Consider the following 17153-nt stretch of genomic DNA (forward strand, 5'->3'; position numbering starts at 1 on the left):
GCGCTAGGCCGCCGTGTTATCGGCGGCCAGCGCCGATAAAAGTAAAGTGAGCGCCGATAAAAGTAAAGTGAGCGCCGATAAAAGTAAAGTGAGCGCCGATAAAAGTAAAGTGAGCGCCGATAAAAGTAAAGTGAGCGCCGATAAAAGTAAAGTGAGCGCCGATAAAAGTAAAGTGAGCGCCGATAAAAGTAAAGTGAGCGCCGATAAAAGTAAAAGGAGCCAGGAGCAAAAATTTAGCCCCTGGCTCCTTCTACTTTCATCATTCTTCAGTCAATAGTTTGAATAAATGAATCTACTATATTGTTAAACCGCTCGGGCTCTTCTAAAAAGGGGCAGTGGCAGCTATTTTCAAAAAGTTCTAAGCGGGAATTTGCAATTTCTTTGTGCAAATGTTCCCCTGCAGCGACGGGAATAAGTTTCTCAGCTTTGCCGAAGCAAAGTAAAGTAGGTACCGTAATCGATGATAGGTATGGCCGGCAGTCGATTATTGATTGGTCAAATAGAATTGCACTTGCAATCGAAGCGGGAAGCCGCGTTGTTTCCTCGAGCATCCACTCCATCTCTTGTTTAGGTATGTCATCCTTAAACATTAAGGGGATAAACCCAGATAATAATCCTCTTTGATCTGTTTGGATATCACGCATCATGCCAGTTAATGCAGGAAGGTCAAATGCACCAATATCGAAGTCATCCCATTTAAAATCAGATGCCAATTCATCAACGATAACCGTCGCTTTGATATTTTTTTGCCCAAATTGATGAAGGTATTCCCAAATTACAAAGGCGCCCATTGACCAGCCTAAAAGAGTTATATCCTTGAGTTTAAGCTTATCAACGAATTGCTTTACATCCCGAGCGTAAGTGGCTACTGTATGCCCAAAACTCACATGTGAGGATCGACCGTGCCCCCGCAGGTCTAAAGTTATCACCCGATAACTTTCACGAAAGTAGGGAAGTTGCTTTTGAAAAAAACGGCTACTCATCCAAACTCCATGAAGGAATAATATTGGCTTTCCTTCTCCAACATCCTCATAATACAGCTCTGTACCATCATCAAGATGTATAGATGACATTACGATCGCCTCCCTGTTTTATTTACTTATTACTATGTTTCAATTAAAAGTTTTATCTTCTAGAGCAGTGGGATCACCTCTAAACCCATTCCATTCTTTCATCTTAAATCCCTTCTAATTTTTAAAAAGTTCACTTAAAAGCACTTATCTAGAGGATGTTCATAGCCCATTCTCTCTTAAAATTAAATTTACAAAAAATCAAGAGAAAATTAGGAAGTTTATGTGTCATTTATGAGGATATTCTGTTACAATTATTATAATAAGAATACGCTTACAAGGAATCATTTAAATAAGGAGATGGATTCAATGGGTATTGTGCTAATGTTTCTATTAATTGCAACGGTTGCCCCATTTGTGTTTATTCATTTGAAAAAGACGAAGCTTGCTATTGTTCAAACGATTTTGCTCGTGGGGATGTGGCTGTATTTCTTTGAGGCGATGTTCATAGTAGCTCCTGCAGCCTTTTCTATTCCATGGGTCATGTTCTATTTGAGCCTCGTTGTTTCTGAAATAGCTTGGATCATGTTTGTAATACACGTTGCCAATTCACATGCAAAATATCAGGCGAGCTATCAGTAAAAAATAAAAGCCTCCTTTCCATTTTCAGGAAAGGAGGCTTTTTGTTCTGTGCTCTATTGCCGAGCTTGAACATAAAATAACTGCAGCAATGCTTGTAAAAAAGCAATGACTGATATGACGAATAGCAGAGTCTTAAACGTATAATCCGAATAAAGTGCTCCCCAAAGTGTAAAAGATGCCAATATGATGCAAAGAACAAAGCTAATTATATTCTTCCAAGGCAATCCACCAGGCTCATGGCCGTATCCGCCGTATAGTTCTTTATTTTTTTCCAAACCCTACACCACCCTGGAGAATTTTAAAGTGTTTTTCCTAAGATTGAATAATTTCTGTGTTAGCATCTGCCAATACATATTTTAATGGCCGCTATGTTGCTCATGCTGTTCTAGTTGCTCTTGTTGATGATGCTCACCGCCATTATGGTCATGGCCAAACGACATTGTAAATAGAGAACCAGCGACTACGATAGCCGCCAGAACAAAACCGTGAAACATCATGTTCCATGGTACATGACCGCTGCGGCTTTCGGATTCAGTCATATGCATGAACATGAACAACTGGATTCCAGCCTGAATGACTGCTAGAACCATGATCGAAACGATGATCCAAGTCGTTGACAAATTGGATCCAAGTGCAGCCCAAACGGCAAGCAGCGTTAAGGCAATAGACAAGACGAAGCCAACAATGTGTTGAACAGGAATACGTTTTGTATGTTCTGCCATGTTAAACCACCATCCCGATTAAATAAACGCTTGTAAAGATGAAGATCCAGACGACGTCAAGGAAGTGCCAATATAGGCTGATAATGAAGACTTTTCGACTGGTAACAGGAGTCAGACCACGTTTCGCAAGTTGTAATAACAAAAGGATGGCCCAACCAATTCCGAGCGTCACGTGCAAGCCGTGTGTACCTGCCAGCACGAAGAAGCTTGACCAGAAGGCACTCGATTGTAATGTAGCCCCTTCATGGGCATAATGAATGAACTCATATATTTCAAAACCAAGGAACCCAAGGCCAAGGAGCAATGTAATAATCAGCCAGGTTGTCAGTCCTTTTACGGAACCCCTTCGCATTTCATGAATAGCAATACCACATGTAAAGGAGCTTGTGAGCAACATAAACGTCATAATGAGCACGATCCCTGGTTCAAACAGCTCCCCTGGTAATGGTGCATCAGCTGTCCGTCCGAACAAGACAGCATAGGTAGCAAAGAGTGTGGCAAACAGCACAATTTCTGCACCGAGGAAAATCCAAAAACCGAGAATGTTCATCTGCCCTTGTTCCGTGCGATATTCTAACGGACCGGATTTTAGTTCATGTGAACTCATGTTATAACCCCCTTGCCGAGCGTTCAGTACGCTTAATTTCGTCTACTTCAACATGAAATCCATCATCATAATCAAATGACCGGATTCCCATCATTATTAGAACACCGATTAGACCAGCGATAGCCATCCACAACCACTCGAAGACAAGACCAAAACTAGCGATAAACATGATACCCATCATGATGAACGGATGTCCTGTATTACTTGGCATATGAATCGGTTCAAGTTTATCCTCTTCAAACGTTGTTTTGCCTTTTTTCTTCATATCTAAAAAGGCGTCATGGTCCTCAATGTGTGGAACCGTCGCGAAGTTGTAAAAAGGTACTGGTGTTGGAGTGGCCCATTCAAGTGTTCTGCCATCCCAGGAATCGCCAGTTTGTTCACGTTCGCTGTAACGGAAACTGTAGTAAATGTTGTAAACGAAGATAACAAAGCCAATCCCCATGCCGAACGCACCTACAGTAGAAATGACGTTAAGCGGCATCCATTCTGGGATGATTGTGAAAACCCGACGCGGCATACCATCTAAGCCCACGAAATATTGCGGGAAGAAGCAAACATGGAAGCCGATGAGAAAGAACCAGAAGCTTAATTTACCGATCTTCTCATTGAGCTTGTGTCCAAACATCTTCGGGTACCAATAGACAAGGCCTGCAAAACAGGCAAATACTGTACCGGCAATAAGAACGTAATGGAAGTGAGCGACTAAGAAATAAGAATTGTGAAATTGATAGTCTGCTGCGGCCATGCCTAGCATGACACCAGTAACGCCGCCGATAACGAAACTCGGGATAAAGGCGAGTGCCCATAAATTCGCTACGGTAAATTGAATTTTAGATTTATATAATGTAGCTAACCAGTTGAATATTTTCACACCGGTTGGAACAGCAATTAGCATAGTAGAAATAGAGAATACAGAGTTAACGAACGCTCCGGCACCCATTGTAAAGAAGTGGTGTACCCATACGAGAAAGCTTAATCCTGCAATCAAAATCATTGACCACACCATAGCTTTATAACCGAACAGCTGTTTGCGGGCGAATGTGGCAATAATCTCTGAAAAGATACCAAATGCCGGTAGGATAACAATATATACTTCCGGGTGTCCCCACATCCAGAATAAGTTTGCCCACATCATCGGCAAGCCTTCCCCTGTCAAGGTGAAGAATTGGGAACCGAAAATTCTGTCGATCGTCATCAATGCTAAAGCAACTGTCAAAATAGGGAAGGCAAAGACAATGATAAAGGACGTGACTAGGGTTGACCAAGTGAAAATCGGCATTCTAAACATTTTCATGCCTGGAGCACGCATTTTAATAATCGTGACCATAAAGTTAACACCTGTAGCCAATGTTCCTATTCCTGAAAGTTGCAAACCTAGTAAATAAAAGTTCTGGCCAGGGCCGGGACTCATCGCGGCACCGGCGAGGGGTGTATAACTGGTCCAACCCGCATCAGGTGACCCGCCGATAACAAACGAAATATTAAATAACATGGCACCAAAAAGAAACGACCAGAAACTCAGTGCGTTTAAATATGGAAAAGCAACGTCTCGGGCACCAATTTGTAACGGTACGATCACGTTCATTAGCCCGATTAAAAATGGCATGGCCATGAAGATGATCATAACGGTACCGTGGGTTGTGAAAATCTCATTATAGTGTTGTGAATTTAGAAAATTCATGTCTGGAAAAGCCAATTGTGTTCTCATCATCAGTGCATCTACACCACCACGGAACAGCATGGCAAGAGCACTCAGTAAATACATGATTCCAATTTTTTTATGGTCAACGGTGGTCAACCATTCACGCCACAGCCAACCCCACTTTTTAAAGTAGGTTAGGATAAAGATGGTAGCCGCTGTTACGAGCGCGATGGAAACCATCCCTGCATAAATAAGCGGTTCACCTGTGACAAAAAACTCATCTAGTTGCATTATGTTTCACCTGCTTTCTTTGATCACTCTTCATGCGTATCTTCTTCCTCGCCATTTTTCAAATGCAGTGTTTTTCCGTAGGCCTCGCGATGTCGCTTAATAGCATAATCCATCCCAGGAAGCGTACCATGTTTAACCCACTGCAAATGAGTTGATGAGAAAGCCATTTCATCTAACAATCCTGGCTTAAGTAAGGCATTATATTGATCTTGCGTCAGTTTTGGCGCTTCGCTTTGTGTTTCTTCTACCCAATTAGCGAATTCCTCGTCACTTTCGGCATAGACCTCAAATGTCTGTCTAGTAAAGCCCTCTCCATTAAAGTTGGAATTACGGCCATCATAGACTCCAGGTTCATCGGCCTGCAGATAGAGGGTGTTTTGCATCCCGGCCATATTGTACTTTTGGCCACCAAGAGCTGGGATCCAAAGTGCTGCCATCGAATCAGCTGACGATAAACGGAATTCAATCGCTCGGTCAGTCGGAATGTGCAAATAATTCACTGTTTCGATCCCTTGTTCTGGATAGCTGAAGAACCATTTCCAATCTGCAGATGTTGCGTAAATGACAAGCGGTTCTTCATCACTCGTCGAGGCTGGTGGTTTTTCCAATTCATATATGGTTTGCACTGTCGGTACAGATAGAGCAGTGACAATGATAATTGGAATTACTGTCCAAACAATCTCTATAGGGGTGTTCCCGTGAATGTCAGGGGCATAGTCCTTGTTCCCTCGTCCCGGCCGGTCCCGGAATCTTACGACCATGTACGTGAATAAGACAAAGACAACCAAAACAATGACCAGCATGAACACGATAGAATAGATGATTAGTTCTTTCTGACTTTCGGCGACAGGGCCTTTCGGATCAAGTACGGTGATTTCACCACAGCCGCTTAACAATAAAACAAGGCTGAGCGGCAACAATGTCAGCCATTTCTTCATATGTCGTTTCCTGTGTTCCACTTGGGCAATACACTCCTTCTCACATCTTATTTTTAAAGAGTTTTATGTTTTGTTCATAAATGACTAGGGGTAGTATAGCAAATAAACTTGAAACCTAGACATTCTTGAATGAATTGTCATATAAAAATCACTTTTTTTATAAAATCTTGACACAAATTATTCAAACTTTAGAAACACTTTGAGTATCGGTTGTCTGTTTAGACCTTTTATTCGGATTTAATATGTTACTTGAAGGGTTGACTGTAAAGCCTTATGTTATTCAGTGTCTGCTTCGCTTGCACCTTTAGGTTTGCATCAGCGTTTAATTTTTAAATGTTTCGGTGTGTATGTATAGATCTATTGATTTTATTGCTTCTTGTAAAATAAAGAAGACACTTCCTCCCATAATAGAAGAGTGTCTATTGGTGAAATGAATTCTTTGTACATTGTGCTTCCTAATGTTATTTCATTTTTCTAATCCATCCACAATTTTAATTCTAGTTAAAATGGTTTCTCCACAATTTAAGCAAGAGTATAGATTGAAACTGATCACTGGGACTGTCAATAATTTTGTGTAAATAACCATATACCTCTTCTTGTAGCTGCTGTTACTCGTTAAACATTTCTGCTATTTCAGACCTTGCTTGATCAAAACCAATGTGGCAACGTGTTGCGAAACGCTGGTTGTATTCTTCGAACTGAGTGACGAGAAATCGGTCCAGTGATTCTTCATTGGGGAACTGCTCTTTGCGCTTGCTGTATTTCTTGATCTTCTTAGTGAAGGACTCGATTAAATTGGTGGAGTAGATACTCTTTCGAATGGACTTGGGGAAGTCATAAAACGTGAAAAGATCCTGGTTATCGCTAAGGGATTGAGTGACCTTCGCATATGATTTCTTCCACTTCTCTATAAATGCTTCCATCGCTTCCTCAGCTTTCTCTTTATTATCCGCACGGTAAAGGGTCTTCAGGTCTTCACATATTTCTTTTCGATCTGAAACACGGACTTTATGGGCGATATTACGGGAAACATGGACGAAACAGGTTTGGTACTTGGCCTTGGGGAACACCGAATAAATGCTTTCTTTGATCCCTTTTAATCCATCCGAAATAAAAAGGAGCACCTCCTCAACACCACGAGCTTGAATATCCTCAATTAACTCTTTCCAAACGTACGCAGATTCGGTTGGAGCAATCGTGTAAGCGAGCACCTCTTTAGATCCGTCTTCCCGAATTCCAACGGCAATATAGACAGCTTCCTTGGATACGGTATCTCGCTTGACGGGAAGAAAGGTCGCATCTAAATAAACGCATACGTAACGCTTGGATAAAGTTCGTTGGCGAAATGCTTCTACTTCTTCGCCGATCGCTTTGGTCATGTTTGAAATCGTTTGGGGCGTATAATGGTGGCCATACATTCGTTCAATCAAATTGGATACTTCGGACATGGTGACACCCTTTTGGAACATATGTATGACGAAGGACTCCAGGGTATCGTTGGTGCGCTTATAAGGAGCCACTGTTTGTTGTTTGAACTCTCGATTTCGATCACGAGGGATGGAGATCTCAAGCTCACCATACTCGGTTTTTAAGGTACGGGAATAAGAGCCGTTGCGAGAGTTTCCGGTATGAAAGCCTAGACGATCATACTTTTCGTAGTCTAAGAAGGCTGTCAATTCCGTTTGAAGCAGCGTATTCACCGCGCTTTCCAGGTGGCTGCGAAAGATTTCCGAAATATCCTCTTTTTTCACTAGAGCTTGTATAATATCTGATGTAAAATGATCCATAAGGGAAGACCTCTTTTCTTTGGATTGGTTGTGGTGACTTAATTCTACAAGAAAAGGTCTTCCTTTTTCTATTTGGAAAGAATTCTATTTACACAAAATATTTTACACTCTCTGATCACTTCCTATTTACTAGTCTTATTTTATACCATTATCTCAACAAACTCATAACCTTCCCATTTTTCCCCGCAATGACTGCTCCAAATTTAATGCCTCGCCAAATAATTCTTCACACGCAAGCTTCTATATATCAACATGGTCAAACGTTGTATGCCATGCCCTAGATTGTATTCAATCAGTGATAATGTTACCTCTTTAGATTACTTCCAGTTCACAAACCGCCAAAGCATGTGAATCATACGGGCAAAAATACCTGCTCCATTTAAACTCGTTTCATTCTCTCTTCTGATAATCTTTCTTTTGCCGAATCATACAATTTTTTTATGAAAACTGTACAATCACACCATCACCAGAGCCGGATTCCTAAATTGTACAAAATTTATCTTTAAAACTTCATACATTTTTTACATTACATTAAAAGAGTCTAGTGAATACAATGGATGTAATAGTAATTTAACTATTCAGATAATGACGGGAGGGAAAAATATGGTGCTTCCATTTGATATTTTAGAGTATCAAAGTCGTCTGAAGAAGACGAAGGAACGTATGGCTGATAAGGGAATTGAAGTGTTATTAATTACGGATCCTGCAAATATGAATTATTTATCCGGTTATGATGCGTGGTCATTTTACGTGCATCAGATGCTTGTGATTATGATTGATGAACCGCAGCCGATATGGATTGGGCGCTTTCAAGATGCAAATGGTGCCAGGGTTAAGACGTGGATCTATGATGAGAACATTATTTCTTATCCTGATTACTATGTGCACTCAAGTGTCTATCACCCAATGGACTTTATTTCTGAAATTTTGACGCAAATTGGTCAGGGCACTCGTGACATCGGTGTTGAGATGGATCATTATTATTTCACAGCAATGGCTCTTGATCGCCTGAAACGGGGAATGCCTAACGCAAAGTTTCATGATGCTTCAGTACTTGTCAATGGGGTTCGGATTGTTAAATCGGATCAAGAAATTGAATATATGAAGCGGGCCGCTACAATTGCAGACTTGGCAATGACCAAAGGGGCTGAGAGTATCCGTGCAGGTGGCCGGGAATGTGATACGGCCGCAGAGATCTACTACCACATGGTTCGCGGTACCTCGGAATTCGGTGGTGATTATCCAGCCATTGTACCACTACTGCCGACAGGGGAGAATACATCGATTCCCCATCTCACATGGACAGATAGACCGTTCGTTGAAGGCAGTGCTGTCATTGTAGAGCTGGCAGGTTGTTATAAACGATATCATGTTCCGCTGGCACGAACCGTTTCAATAGGTCAACCGAGTGAAAGACTCAACAACCTCTCCTCCGTAGTCACGGAAGGCATTCAAAATGTGCTTCAAGCCGCAAAGCCGGGTGTGACTTGTAGTGATTTAGAAGAAGTATGGAGTAAAAGTATTCAAAAGTACGGTTTTGAGAAGGAATCTCGCCTTGGTTATTCGGTGGGGTTGAATTACCCTCCAGATTGGGGAGAGCATACAGCAAGCATTCGTAAAGGTGACACAACTGTTCTACAGCCAAATATGACTTTTCATTTGATACCAGCTCTTTGGTTCGATTCCGATGGCATTGAAATTAGCGAAACATTCCGGGTGACAGAGACAGGAAGTGAACGGTTTACGACCTATCCGCAGGAATTGATTGTTAGAAACGACCCATTCAACATTAGCTCAAACGGTCAAATCAGCTAGGAGGTGTGGGAAGCATGCGTCTCTATACAAAAGATGAAATTCAACACGCAGTCCGATTAAACACTACTGTCATCGATAGCATTGAAAGCGCATTCACATCACTTGAAACAAAAAAGGTTACGATGCCACCGATTATGCGGATTGACATCCCTGCTAACAATGGCGAAGTTGATATTAAATCTGCCTATATTGAAGGGTATGACAGTTTTGCCGTTAAACTTTCGTCTGGATTTTTCAACAATGCAAAACTAGGGCTTCCCAGTGGAAATGGCATGATGATCCTCATTAGTACAACGACCGGCGAACCGCAAGCTATCCTCGCAGACAACGGATTGCTCACAGATATTCGCACAGCTGCCGCAGGGGCCGTAGCTGCTAAGCATCTCAGTCGGGAAGACAGCCGGACAGTTGGCATCATCGGGACAGGATCACAATCCAGATATCAACTACAAGCCCTTACACACGTCCGGCCCATTGAGCAAGTTCAAGTATACGGACGAAGTCGTGAAAAAGCAGAACAATATAAATCATTTATTGAAAAGTCGTTAAACGTGAGCGTTGACATTAAAGGTACGCCGTACGAAGCCGTCTGCAACAGCGACATTATTATTACAGCCACCCCGGCAACAGAGCCGGTCCTTATGGCTGAGTGGCTCAGCGAAGGCCAGCATATTACCGCCATGGGTTCAGATGCGGAGCACAAGCAGGAGCTTGAAACTAATGTACTCGAAAAGGCGGACTTAGTCGTTTGTGATGTAAAGGAGCAGTCGCTCATACTTGGCGAGCTAAGATCGTGTTTAAACAGTGAAATAATTAATCAAGTACATGAATTAGGAGAAATAACGAGCGGTCAAAAGCCTGGGAGAACAGGTTATAACCAAATCACTGTTTGCGATCTGACAGGAACAGGGGTGCAAGACACGCAAATCGCTCGCTATGCCTATCAACAATTAAACTTTAAGGAGGATGATGATAATGAGTGAAGCTAAATTTAGCACAAAATCAATCTGGGCTGGGGAGAGAGACTCACTTGCCTTTGGCGCTACGCAAGTTCCAGTCGTTCATAGTGTATCGTTTGGTTATGACGATATGGATGAATGGTACGAAGTGGCAATTGGCAACAAGCCAGGCCACATATATGGACGTAATACGAACCCAACTGTTCAAGCTTTTGAAGAGAAGATCCGCATCCTGGAAGGAGCAGAGGCAGCAACAAGCTTCTCGACAGGCATGGCTGCAATCAGTAACACCCTTGGGACCTTGCTATTTCCAGGCGACCGCATCGTATCAATTAAAGATACGTATGGCGGGACAAATAAAATTTTCACGGAATTTCTTCCCAAACAGCAAGTAGATGTCGTGCTTTGCGATACAGGTGACCATGAGGCGATTGAACAAGAAATTGAGAGAGGTTGTAAAGTGCTTTATTTGGAAAGTCCAACAAACCCAACCGTAAAAATAACCGATATTAAGCGAATGGCTAAGGCTGGGAAAGCTGCCGGAGCTATCGTAGTCGTTGATAATACGTTTGCCACTCCTGTCAACCAGAACCCACTTGAACTTGGTGCCGATTTAGTAATTCATAGTGCCACGAAGTTCCTTGGTGGCCATGCTGATGCACTTGGCGGGTCTGTTTGTGGAAGCAAAGAACTTGTTGAAGCGATCTATCACTATCGTGAAATTAATGGTGCCACCCTTGATCCGATGGCAGCTTACTTGCTTCTTCGCGGCATGAAAACACTGAAGCTGCGCATCGATCAGCAAAATAAAAATGCCCAGGAAATTGCAGAGTTTCTCCAAGGAATAGAACTTGTTGATGACGTATTTTACCCTGGACTTGAGAGTCATCCAAACCATGATATTGCTAAAGAACAAATGAAAGGCTTTGGTGGGATGCTTAGCTTTTCTGTTAAAGGTGGTGTGGAAACCGTTCGTCAGCTGCTGCCAAAACTGCAGTATGCCAATCGGGCGGCGAATCTAGGTTCAGTGGAAACGGTAGTTGGACCATCCAGAACGACGAGTCATGTGGAATGTACTCCTGAAGAACGTGCAGCAATGGGAATTCCTGAAGGTTTGATTCGTTATTCAGCTGGGATAGAAGATATTGACGACTTGAGGAAGGACTTGGAGCAAGCTTTTAAAGCACTGCCAGCTGATCTTTTGATCAAGAACTAAGGGAGGGGGGTTTCCTGTGACAACCAAAACTACGGACTTAGTTGAACGTTCTGTAGAAATACTTCCAGAAATCATTAAATGGAGACGGCATTTCCACCAATTCCCTGAACTTAGTTTTCAGGAAAAGGCAACGAGTGAGACCATTGTGCAAATCCTCCGTTCGTTTGATGTTTATACGATCGAGACAAAAGTTGGAGGATATGGTGTTGTGGCTACTCTTACGTCAGGGGAAGAAAGACCTGTGATTGGTCTGCGGGCCGATATGGATGCTCTGCCGATTTATGAGCAGACGGAACTCTCGTACAGCTCCAAACATCCTGGGGTGATGCATGCTTGTGGACACGACGCCCACATCGCTATTCTTTTGGGTGCAGCAAAGCTGCTGGCTGAAGATGCGAAGAATGGACTCTTTAAAGGAACAGTGAAGTTAATCTTTCAGCCGGCTGAAGAAAATTGTGATGTGCTTGGGGAGACGGGAGCAATGAAGATGCTCGAATCTGGTGCCCTTGACGACGTCGAAGCGGTATTTGCATTGCATGTGTGTCCTTGGCTTAAGTCAGGCGAAATTCAGGTTAATGATGGACCAAGTATGGCTAATAATGATGATTTTCATTTGATTATAAAAGGCAACGGCGGACATGGAGGTTACCCACATCATACAAATGATCCGGTATGGATGTCCACGTATCTATTGCAGGCGTTGTATAGCTTAAATGGACGCAGGGTAGATCCTCTTGAGGTTGGCACGATTAGTGTCGGGCAAATTCATGCTGGAGAAGCGAATAATGTCATTCCGGGTTTAGTTGAGATTCAAGGAACCGTTCGATCATACAAGAATGAAGTTCGAGAACTTCTCATTAAAGAGATTGGGGGGCCGCTCGAGTCGTTACGGCTTTAGGTGGGGACTTTGAGTTAACAGTAAATCACGGGGAACCAGCCCTTCTGAACGACCCTGCAGTCAATAACGTAATTCGGAGTGCAGCTGCCGGAATGAAGATTATTAATGAACCTTTCGGGATGGGCAGTGAAGATTTCAGCCATATGACAGCCCGCATCCCTGGAGCGATGTTTTTCCTAGGGTGCGGGCTTGAGGAGGAACGAAGCTTGCACCACCCTCTTTTTGATATTGATGAAAAGGCTCTGTCAGATGGAGTAGCGATTTTTATAAAAAGTGTGTATCAGCTTCTGGAAGTGTAAAGGAGGGAAAGCATAATGGTAAATATAGCATTTGTTGGATTTGGGGGCGTCGGGCAGGCTCTTGCTGAAATTTTGCTTCAGCGAAAAGATAGCTTGAATGATTCGTACGGCCTTGATGCAAAAGTTGTAGCTGTTGCTGATATGATGAAAGGTTCGGTATATGATCCAGATGGGTTGGATGTGGAAAAATTGCTTGAAGCGGTTCGTGAAGATGGATCAGTTGAGAACCTTTCAGGAGGATCACGGATGAAAAGAGGGTGGAACAGCTTGGATACGATTGCCCATTCCAATGCAGATGTGATTGTTGAGGTAACCTTTACGGATGTAAATACAGGGGAACCGGCGATTACACATTGTCGGACTGCTTTTGAAAATAAAAAAAGTGTAGTGACAACGAATAAAGGACCAGTCGCTTTAGCCTATCGTGAACTAGCTGAGTTGGCGAAAAGTCAAGGAGTTTTCTTTGGATTTGAAGGAACGGTAATGAGCGGTACCCCTGCCCTAAGGATGCCTGTTGAAACACTTGCAGGCAATCAAATTAAAGAGATAAAGGGGATTCTTAATGGAACAACGAATTACATTTTGACAGAAATGGAGAAAGGGTATTCCTACCAAGATTCTCTAGAAAAGGCACAGAAGCTTGGCTACGCTGAGGCAGATCCTACTAGTGATGTTGAAGGATATGATGCTCGGTACAAAGCAGCAATTTTAGCTAACTATTTAATGGGGGAACCTCTTTCTCATACCGAGATTGAGTGTGAAGGGATCAGTGAAGTGACGTCTGAACAAGTGCAAGAGGCCCTGCTTGATGGTAAGAAATTACGCTTACTTGCTCGCGTTAAAAATGAACAAGGAATAATTAAGGCAAGTGTGAAGCCGGAGCGAATTGATGCAGATGATCCGCTTGCAGGAGTTATGGGAGCCACAAACGCAATCGTCTATGAATGTGATCTTGCTGGGCCAATTATGCTGACTGGAGCAGGTGCAGGGTTAAAAGAAACTGGCTTTTCACTGCTGATTGACCTCATTCATTATCAGAAGGAGAAACAGCTGGCTAAAATATAAAGGAGGGGACCCCAGTGCATACAAAAATAAAGGCGATGAAGATGTTGATTGGCGGAAAGTGGGTTAGTGCCGAAGAAACGTTCGAAGTGCGCGACCCTCAAGATAATGAAGTGATCGCCCGCGTTCCTCTCGCATCAAAACAAGATATGACATTCGCGATTGAAGAGGCTGAACGAACGTACAGGAACACCCAAGTATGGCCAACGCATGAGCGAATTGCGATTTTGAACAGAGTCGCAAATTATATAAAGGAACATGCTGAGGAATTTGCTCAATTAATAGCTTCTGAAGGAAGTAAAACCATTAATGAGGCACGGGGTGAAGTAAAGCGGACCACACAAACGATTCAAATCAGTGCTGAAGAAGCACGGAGAATGAATGGTGAAACTATAAATTTTGACCAAAGTGAAGGAAGCGAAAATCGTATTGGCTATCAGTATCGTTTCCCTGTTGGTGTGATTGGGGCGATCACACCATTTAATGATCCCTTGAATCTTGTGGCACACAAAATCGGACCTGCAATTGCCTCGGGTAATGCCATTGTTGTCAAACCGGCTTCCGTTACACCGCTAAGTGCCCTGAAATTGGCAGAGGCTTTTGTAGAATCAGGGCTTCCGGAAGGGTTTTTATCGGTAGTCACAGGATCGGGGCGTGAGCTTGGGGATACACTCGTCACACATTCATCTGTAAAAATGATTTCTTTTACTGGCGGGCCAAACGCTGGAGAGAAAATCACTCAAAAAGCCGGTGCGAAAAAAATCAGCATGGAGCTTGGTTCCAATTCCCCGGTTATTGTCTTGAAGGATGCTGATCTTCACGATGCCGTCCAGTCCTCAGTATCTGGGGCATTTTCGGCAGTTGGCCAAAATTGTATTGGAGTACAGCGAATTTATGTGGAAAGAGAGATCTATTCTACATTTCTGGACACGTTCGTTAATCGAACCGCTGAACTAATAGTTGGAGACAAAATGGATGAACTGACAGATGTCGGCCCAATGATCGAGCAACGTGAAGCTGAGCGTGTGGAAGCATGGGTGAACGAAGCAGTCACTGACGGAGCTAAAATTGAGGTAGGCGGTAAACGGCAAGGTGTTTATTACTATCCAACTGTTTTAACAAATGTCCCCGCGACAGCTAAAATCGCGAAAGAAGAAATTTTCGGTCCTGTTGTATTGATTCAACCTGTTGAGGATTTGAGTCAAGCTGTCGAGCAGGCAAACGATGTGGACTACGGTTTGCAAGCGGGTATTTTCACAAGCAACATTCATCATGCTTTTTACACAATAAAACATATGAATGTTGGCGGCGTTATGATTAATGACAGCAGTGATTACCGAATTGATGCCATGCCATTCGGCGGGACCAAAGGCTCGGGAGTCGGTCGTGAAGGAGTTCGTTATGCGATGGAGTCGATGACTGAATCTAAAGTTGTTTGCTTCCGGCTGCAAGAGAATATGCTTTAGTATTTGTAAACCCTGATGCGATCATGCATCAGGGATTCAATTATTTTAGGATCATTTTAAAGTGACTGGTATTTACTATTTCATTTCAGTAAGAGTACTGTGATCCTCCCCATGTTTCAAGGATAAATTTTTCATCGTTGCAAATAGTAATGATGATCAATTCCTTAAGGAGGATACAAGATGAAAAAGGATTTATTATTAGTATTTTTCACAGTACTTATGACTGTCGTTCTGACAGCATGTGGGGGAAATGATAAAGAAGCTGTTGAGCGAGAATCGTATAACTACAATCTTGTAGATTACGGACCAGAACAACGAGAGGAAATAGGAGTGGGACCAGGACAGAATCGGTTTGAAGCCAACATTCCTTCAGAAGGGAGAAATCCTCACGTTCCTATGGAGGATCCCGAAGCGCGAAATCAAGATCTTTTTGAAGCAGACGGGGATCATTTAGGTACAAACCGTCAGCGGGTCGATGAAGTGACAGGTGCGTTTCGCGAACAAGTTGTCCAATTAACGAACCAGGCCCGTAAAAAAGAAGGACTTGAACCGCTTGAAATAAACGGTGAGCTAGTCAAAGTCGCTCAAGCTAAATCAAGGGACATGGCCAAGAAGGATTACTTTTCGCATACTTCACCAACATACGGAAGTCCTTTCCAAATGCTCAAACAGTTCGGGATTGAATACAAAACAGCTGCTGAAAATATTGCAGTGGGTCAACAAACTCCAGACGAAGTTGTAAAAGGTTGGTTGGAAAGTCCTAGCCATCGTAAAAACATTATGAAAGAGAGTGTAACAGAAATAGGTGTTGGTTACACAGAAGACGGACAATATTGGACACAACTATTTATTGGTAAATAAGCAACAAGGCGCCTGCTTACTGGCGTCTTGTTTTTTTTCGGATGTAAAAGAAAATATAGGATGGTCTTTACATGACTGAATTTCTCGTTTTTCTGGAATACTTAGCAGTAAGCGGGTTAATAACAGAACTCTTTTTACCCGTGAAGAAAGGGTGACTGTTTTTTGAGAATAATTACTACCCTTTTGTGCGTTAGCCTATTCTTTATAGGAAGTTTGCTTGCCCCACAGCCAATTCATGCGCGCGAGTCAGAGCAGCTTGTAGCGATAGGTGATTCAATTCCTTATGGTTATAATTTAACAAAAGATAACACTCTTCCCTCAGGGGGAGCATTTCCTTACATCATAGGTAATGAAGCCGATTTAGAGGTAACGAACCTAGGTGTACCAGGACTGACTTCCGCGGAACTACTTGCGGCCGTTCGCTCCAACGACAAGTTTCGCAGTACGCTTAAAGATGCGGATTATGTTGTTGTTAATATAGGTGGGAATGACCTATTGAACCTCCTGAAAGAAAATAAAGGTCTTAAAGGCATTAACATGGAAGAAGTCGCTCTTGTTGTCCGTGATCTAATTTTTAATGTGTATTCGACCATAATCGAGCTCGAACGTCTGACTCAGGGGGAAATACTTGTGTATAACATATACAATCCCTATCCCGAAGCTGGTGACAAATTAGACACCCCACTGAGTTACATTAACACGCAGTATAGCTCACTTATTGAACTTTTAAGTCACTTTACTAATGTAAAGCTTGTGAACGCTTATCAGTCATTTAGGGGTCACCCTGAATATATTATTAAAGGTGATGTTCACCCCACCAGACAAGGACAAAACGTATTAGCTAGATTAGGGTTAAAGCATATAAAGGATTAAGAGCCTGCACAGAAGGTGTAGGCTTTTAATGTGCGAAGAAGGTTTTTAACTGAAAAGATCGA

The 17153-nt window shown here is 42.7% G+C and carries 18 protein-coding genes; 11 read left to right on the forward strand and 7 right to left on the reverse strand.

The genetic code is table 11. The annotated features are described in order from the left end of the window. Positions 1–13: 13 nt before the first annotated feature. Positions 14–277: a hypothetical protein gene (locus MUO15_RS15120; protein ID WP_245030404.1), complete on the forward strand. Its 264-nt coding sequence runs from the start codon at positions 14–16 to the stop codon at positions 275–277. On the opposite strand, the gene MUO15_RS15125 is transcribed toward MUO15_RS15120, so the two are convergent. Next, a complete protein-coding gene (locus tag MUO15_RS15125; protein WP_245030406.1) occupies positions 267–1073 on the reverse strand; it encodes an alpha/beta fold hydrolase in 807 nt (268 codons plus the stop codon). The two genes, MUO15_RS15120 and MUO15_RS15125, sit on opposite strands and share 11 nt — an antisense overlap. 306 nt (positions 1074–1379) lie before the next feature. Between MUO15_RS15125 and MUO15_RS15130 the strand changes: the two genes are divergently transcribed. Continuing rightward, on the forward strand, positions 1380–1652 hold the full coding sequence (locus MUO15_RS15130) for a spore morphogenesis/germination protein YwcE (protein ID WP_245030408.1): 273 nt from the start codon (positions 1380–1382) through the stop codon (positions 1650–1652). A 53-nt stretch (positions 1653–1705) separates the two neighbouring features. On the opposite strand, the gene MUO15_RS15135 is transcribed toward MUO15_RS15130, so the two are convergent. From MUO15_RS15135 to MUO15_RS15160, 6 genes are all read right to left on the reverse strand, one after another. Then, positions 1706–1927 (reverse strand): hypothetical protein, encoded by a 222-nt coding sequence (locus MUO15_RS15135; RefSeq protein ID WP_245030410.1) that lies wholly within the window; start codon positions 1925–1927, stop codon positions 1706–1708. 81 nt (positions 1928–2008) lie between these two features. After that, entirely contained in the window at positions 2009–2374 is a 366-nt protein-coding gene (gene qoxD, locus MUO15_RS15140; protein WP_245030412.1) for a cytochrome aa3 quinol oxidase subunit IV, read from the reverse strand. Between the two features lies 1 nt (position 2375). Beyond that, a complete protein-coding gene (gene qoxC / locus MUO15_RS15145) occupies positions 2376–2981 on the reverse strand; it encodes a cytochrome aa3 quinol oxidase subunit III (protein WP_245030414.1) in 606 nt (201 codons plus the stop codon). Position 2982: 1 nt separating this feature from the next. Next, positions 2983–4917 carry a cytochrome aa3 quinol oxidase subunit I gene (qoxB, locus tag MUO15_RS15150; RefSeq protein WP_245030416.1) on the reverse strand — a complete coding sequence of 645 codons (1935 nt, stop codon included), beginning with the start codon at positions 4915–4917 and terminating at the stop codon, positions 2983–2985. A 23-nt stretch (positions 4918–4940) separates the two neighbouring features. Next, the gene (gene qoxA / locus MUO15_RS15155; RefSeq protein ID WP_245030418.1) at positions 4941–5855 is read right to left on the reverse strand and encodes a cytochrome aa3 quinol oxidase subunit II; all 915 of its coding nucleotides are present in this window, start codon (positions 5853–5855) and stop codon (positions 4941–4943) included. A 608-nt stretch (positions 5856–6463) separates the two neighbouring features. Beyond that, entirely contained in the window at positions 6464–7642 is a 1179-nt protein-coding gene (locus MUO15_RS15160; RefSeq protein WP_245030420.1) for an IS256 family transposase, read from the reverse strand. A 603-nt stretch (positions 7643–8245) separates the two neighbouring features. Here MUO15_RS15160 and MUO15_RS15165 point away from each other — a divergent pair. The 9 genes from MUO15_RS15165 (at position 8246) to MUO15_RS15200 (ending at position 17091) form a co-directional block, all read left to right on the forward strand. Then, on the forward strand, positions 8246–9457 hold the full coding sequence (locus MUO15_RS15165; protein ID WP_245030422.1) for a M24 family metallopeptidase: 1212 nt from the start codon (positions 8246–8248) through the stop codon (positions 9455–9457). Positions 9458–9471: 14 nt separating this feature from the next. Further along, positions 9472–10440 (forward strand): cyclodeaminase, encoded by a 969-nt coding sequence (locus tag MUO15_RS15170; protein ID WP_245030424.1) that lies wholly within the window; start codon positions 9472–9474, stop codon positions 10438–10440. Next, complete coding sequence (locus MUO15_RS15175) at positions 10433–11632, forward strand: cystathionine gamma-synthase family protein (RefSeq protein ID WP_245030426.1); 1200 nt, start codon at positions 10433–10435, stop codon at positions 11630–11632. Before MUO15_RS15170 ends, MUO15_RS15175 begins: the two co-directional genes overlap by 8 nt. 16 nt (positions 11633–11648) lie before the next feature. Further along, a complete protein-coding gene (locus MUO15_RS15180; RefSeq protein ID WP_318036165.1) occupies positions 11649–12530 on the forward strand; it encodes a M20 metallopeptidase family protein in 882 nt (293 codons plus the stop codon). 44 nt (positions 12531–12574) lie between these two features. Beyond that, positions 12575–12829, forward strand: coding sequence for a M20/M25/M40 family metallo-hydrolase (locus MUO15_RS21990; RefSeq protein WP_318036234.1), 255 nt, complete (start codon positions 12575–12577; stop codon positions 12827–12829). 12 nt (positions 12830–12841) lie between these two features. After that, the gene (locus MUO15_RS15185) at positions 12842–13894 is read left to right on the forward strand and encodes a homoserine dehydrogenase (RefSeq protein WP_245036050.1); all 1053 of its coding nucleotides are present in this window, start codon (positions 12842–12844) and stop codon (positions 13892–13894) included. A gap of 14 nt (positions 13895–13908) precedes the next feature. Further along, the gene (locus MUO15_RS15190) at positions 13909–15357 is read left to right on the forward strand and encodes an aldehyde dehydrogenase family protein (protein WP_245030427.1); all 1449 of its coding nucleotides are present in this window, start codon (positions 13909–13911) and stop codon (positions 15355–15357) included. Between the two features lie 180 nt (positions 15358–15537). Continuing rightward, a complete protein-coding gene (locus MUO15_RS15195) occupies positions 15538–16218 on the forward strand; it encodes a CAP domain-containing protein (RefSeq protein WP_245030428.1) in 681 nt (226 codons plus the stop codon). Positions 16219–16380: 162 nt separating this feature from the next. Further along, positions 16381–17091, forward strand: a complete 711-nt coding sequence (locus MUO15_RS15200; protein WP_245030429.1) for an SGNH/GDSL hydrolase family protein — start codon at positions 16381–16383, stop codon at positions 17089–17091. Positions 17092–17153: the final 62 nt, after the last annotated feature.

Origin of the sequence: Halobacillus amylolyticus (assembly GCF_022921115.1) — a bacterium.
In the GTDB taxonomy this organism is placed as follows: Bacteria; Bacillota; Bacilli; order Bacillales; family Halobacillaceae; genus Halobacillus_A; species Halobacillus_A amylolyticus.

Coding starts and splice junctions, on each gene's coding strand:
- MUO15_RS15125 (WP_245030406.1), bottom strand. CDS start 1,073: ATGTCATCTATACATCTTGATGATGGTACAGAGCTGTATTATGAGGAT.
- MUO15_RS15130 (WP_245030408.1), top strand. CDS start 1,380: ATGGGTATTGTGCTAATGTTTCTATTAATTGCAACGGTTGCCCCATTT.
- qoxD (WP_245030412.1), bottom strand. CDS start 2,374: ATGGCAGAACATACAAAACGTATTCCTGTTCAACACATTGTTGGCTTC.
- qoxC (WP_245030414.1), bottom strand. CDS start 2,981: ATGAGTTCACATGAACTAAAATCCGGTCCGTTAGAATATCGCACGGAA.
- qoxB (WP_245030416.1), bottom strand. CDS start 4,917: ATGCAACTAGATGAGTTTTTTGTCACAGGTGAACCGCTTATTTATGCA.
- qoxA (WP_245030418.1), bottom strand. CDS start 5,855: ATGAAGAAATGGCTGACATTGTTGCCGCTCAGCCTTGTTTTATTGTTA.
- MUO15_RS15160 (WP_245030420.1), bottom strand. CDS start 7,642: ATGGATCATTTTACATCAGATATTATACAAGCTCTAGTGAAAAAAGAG.
- MUO15_RS15165 (WP_245030422.1), top strand. CDS start 8,246: ATGGTGCTTCCATTTGATATTTTAGAGTATCAAAGTCGTCTGAAGAAG.
- MUO15_RS15170 (WP_245030424.1), top strand. CDS start 9,472: ATGCGTCTCTATACAAAAGATGAAATTCAACACGCAGTCCGATTAAAC.
- MUO15_RS15175 (WP_245030426.1), top strand. CDS start 10,433: ATGAGTGAAGCTAAATTTAGCACAAAATCAATCTGGGCTGGGGAGAGA.
- MUO15_RS15195 (WP_245030428.1), top strand. CDS start 15,538: ATGAAAAAGGATTTATTATTAGTATTTTTCACAGTACTTATGACTGTC.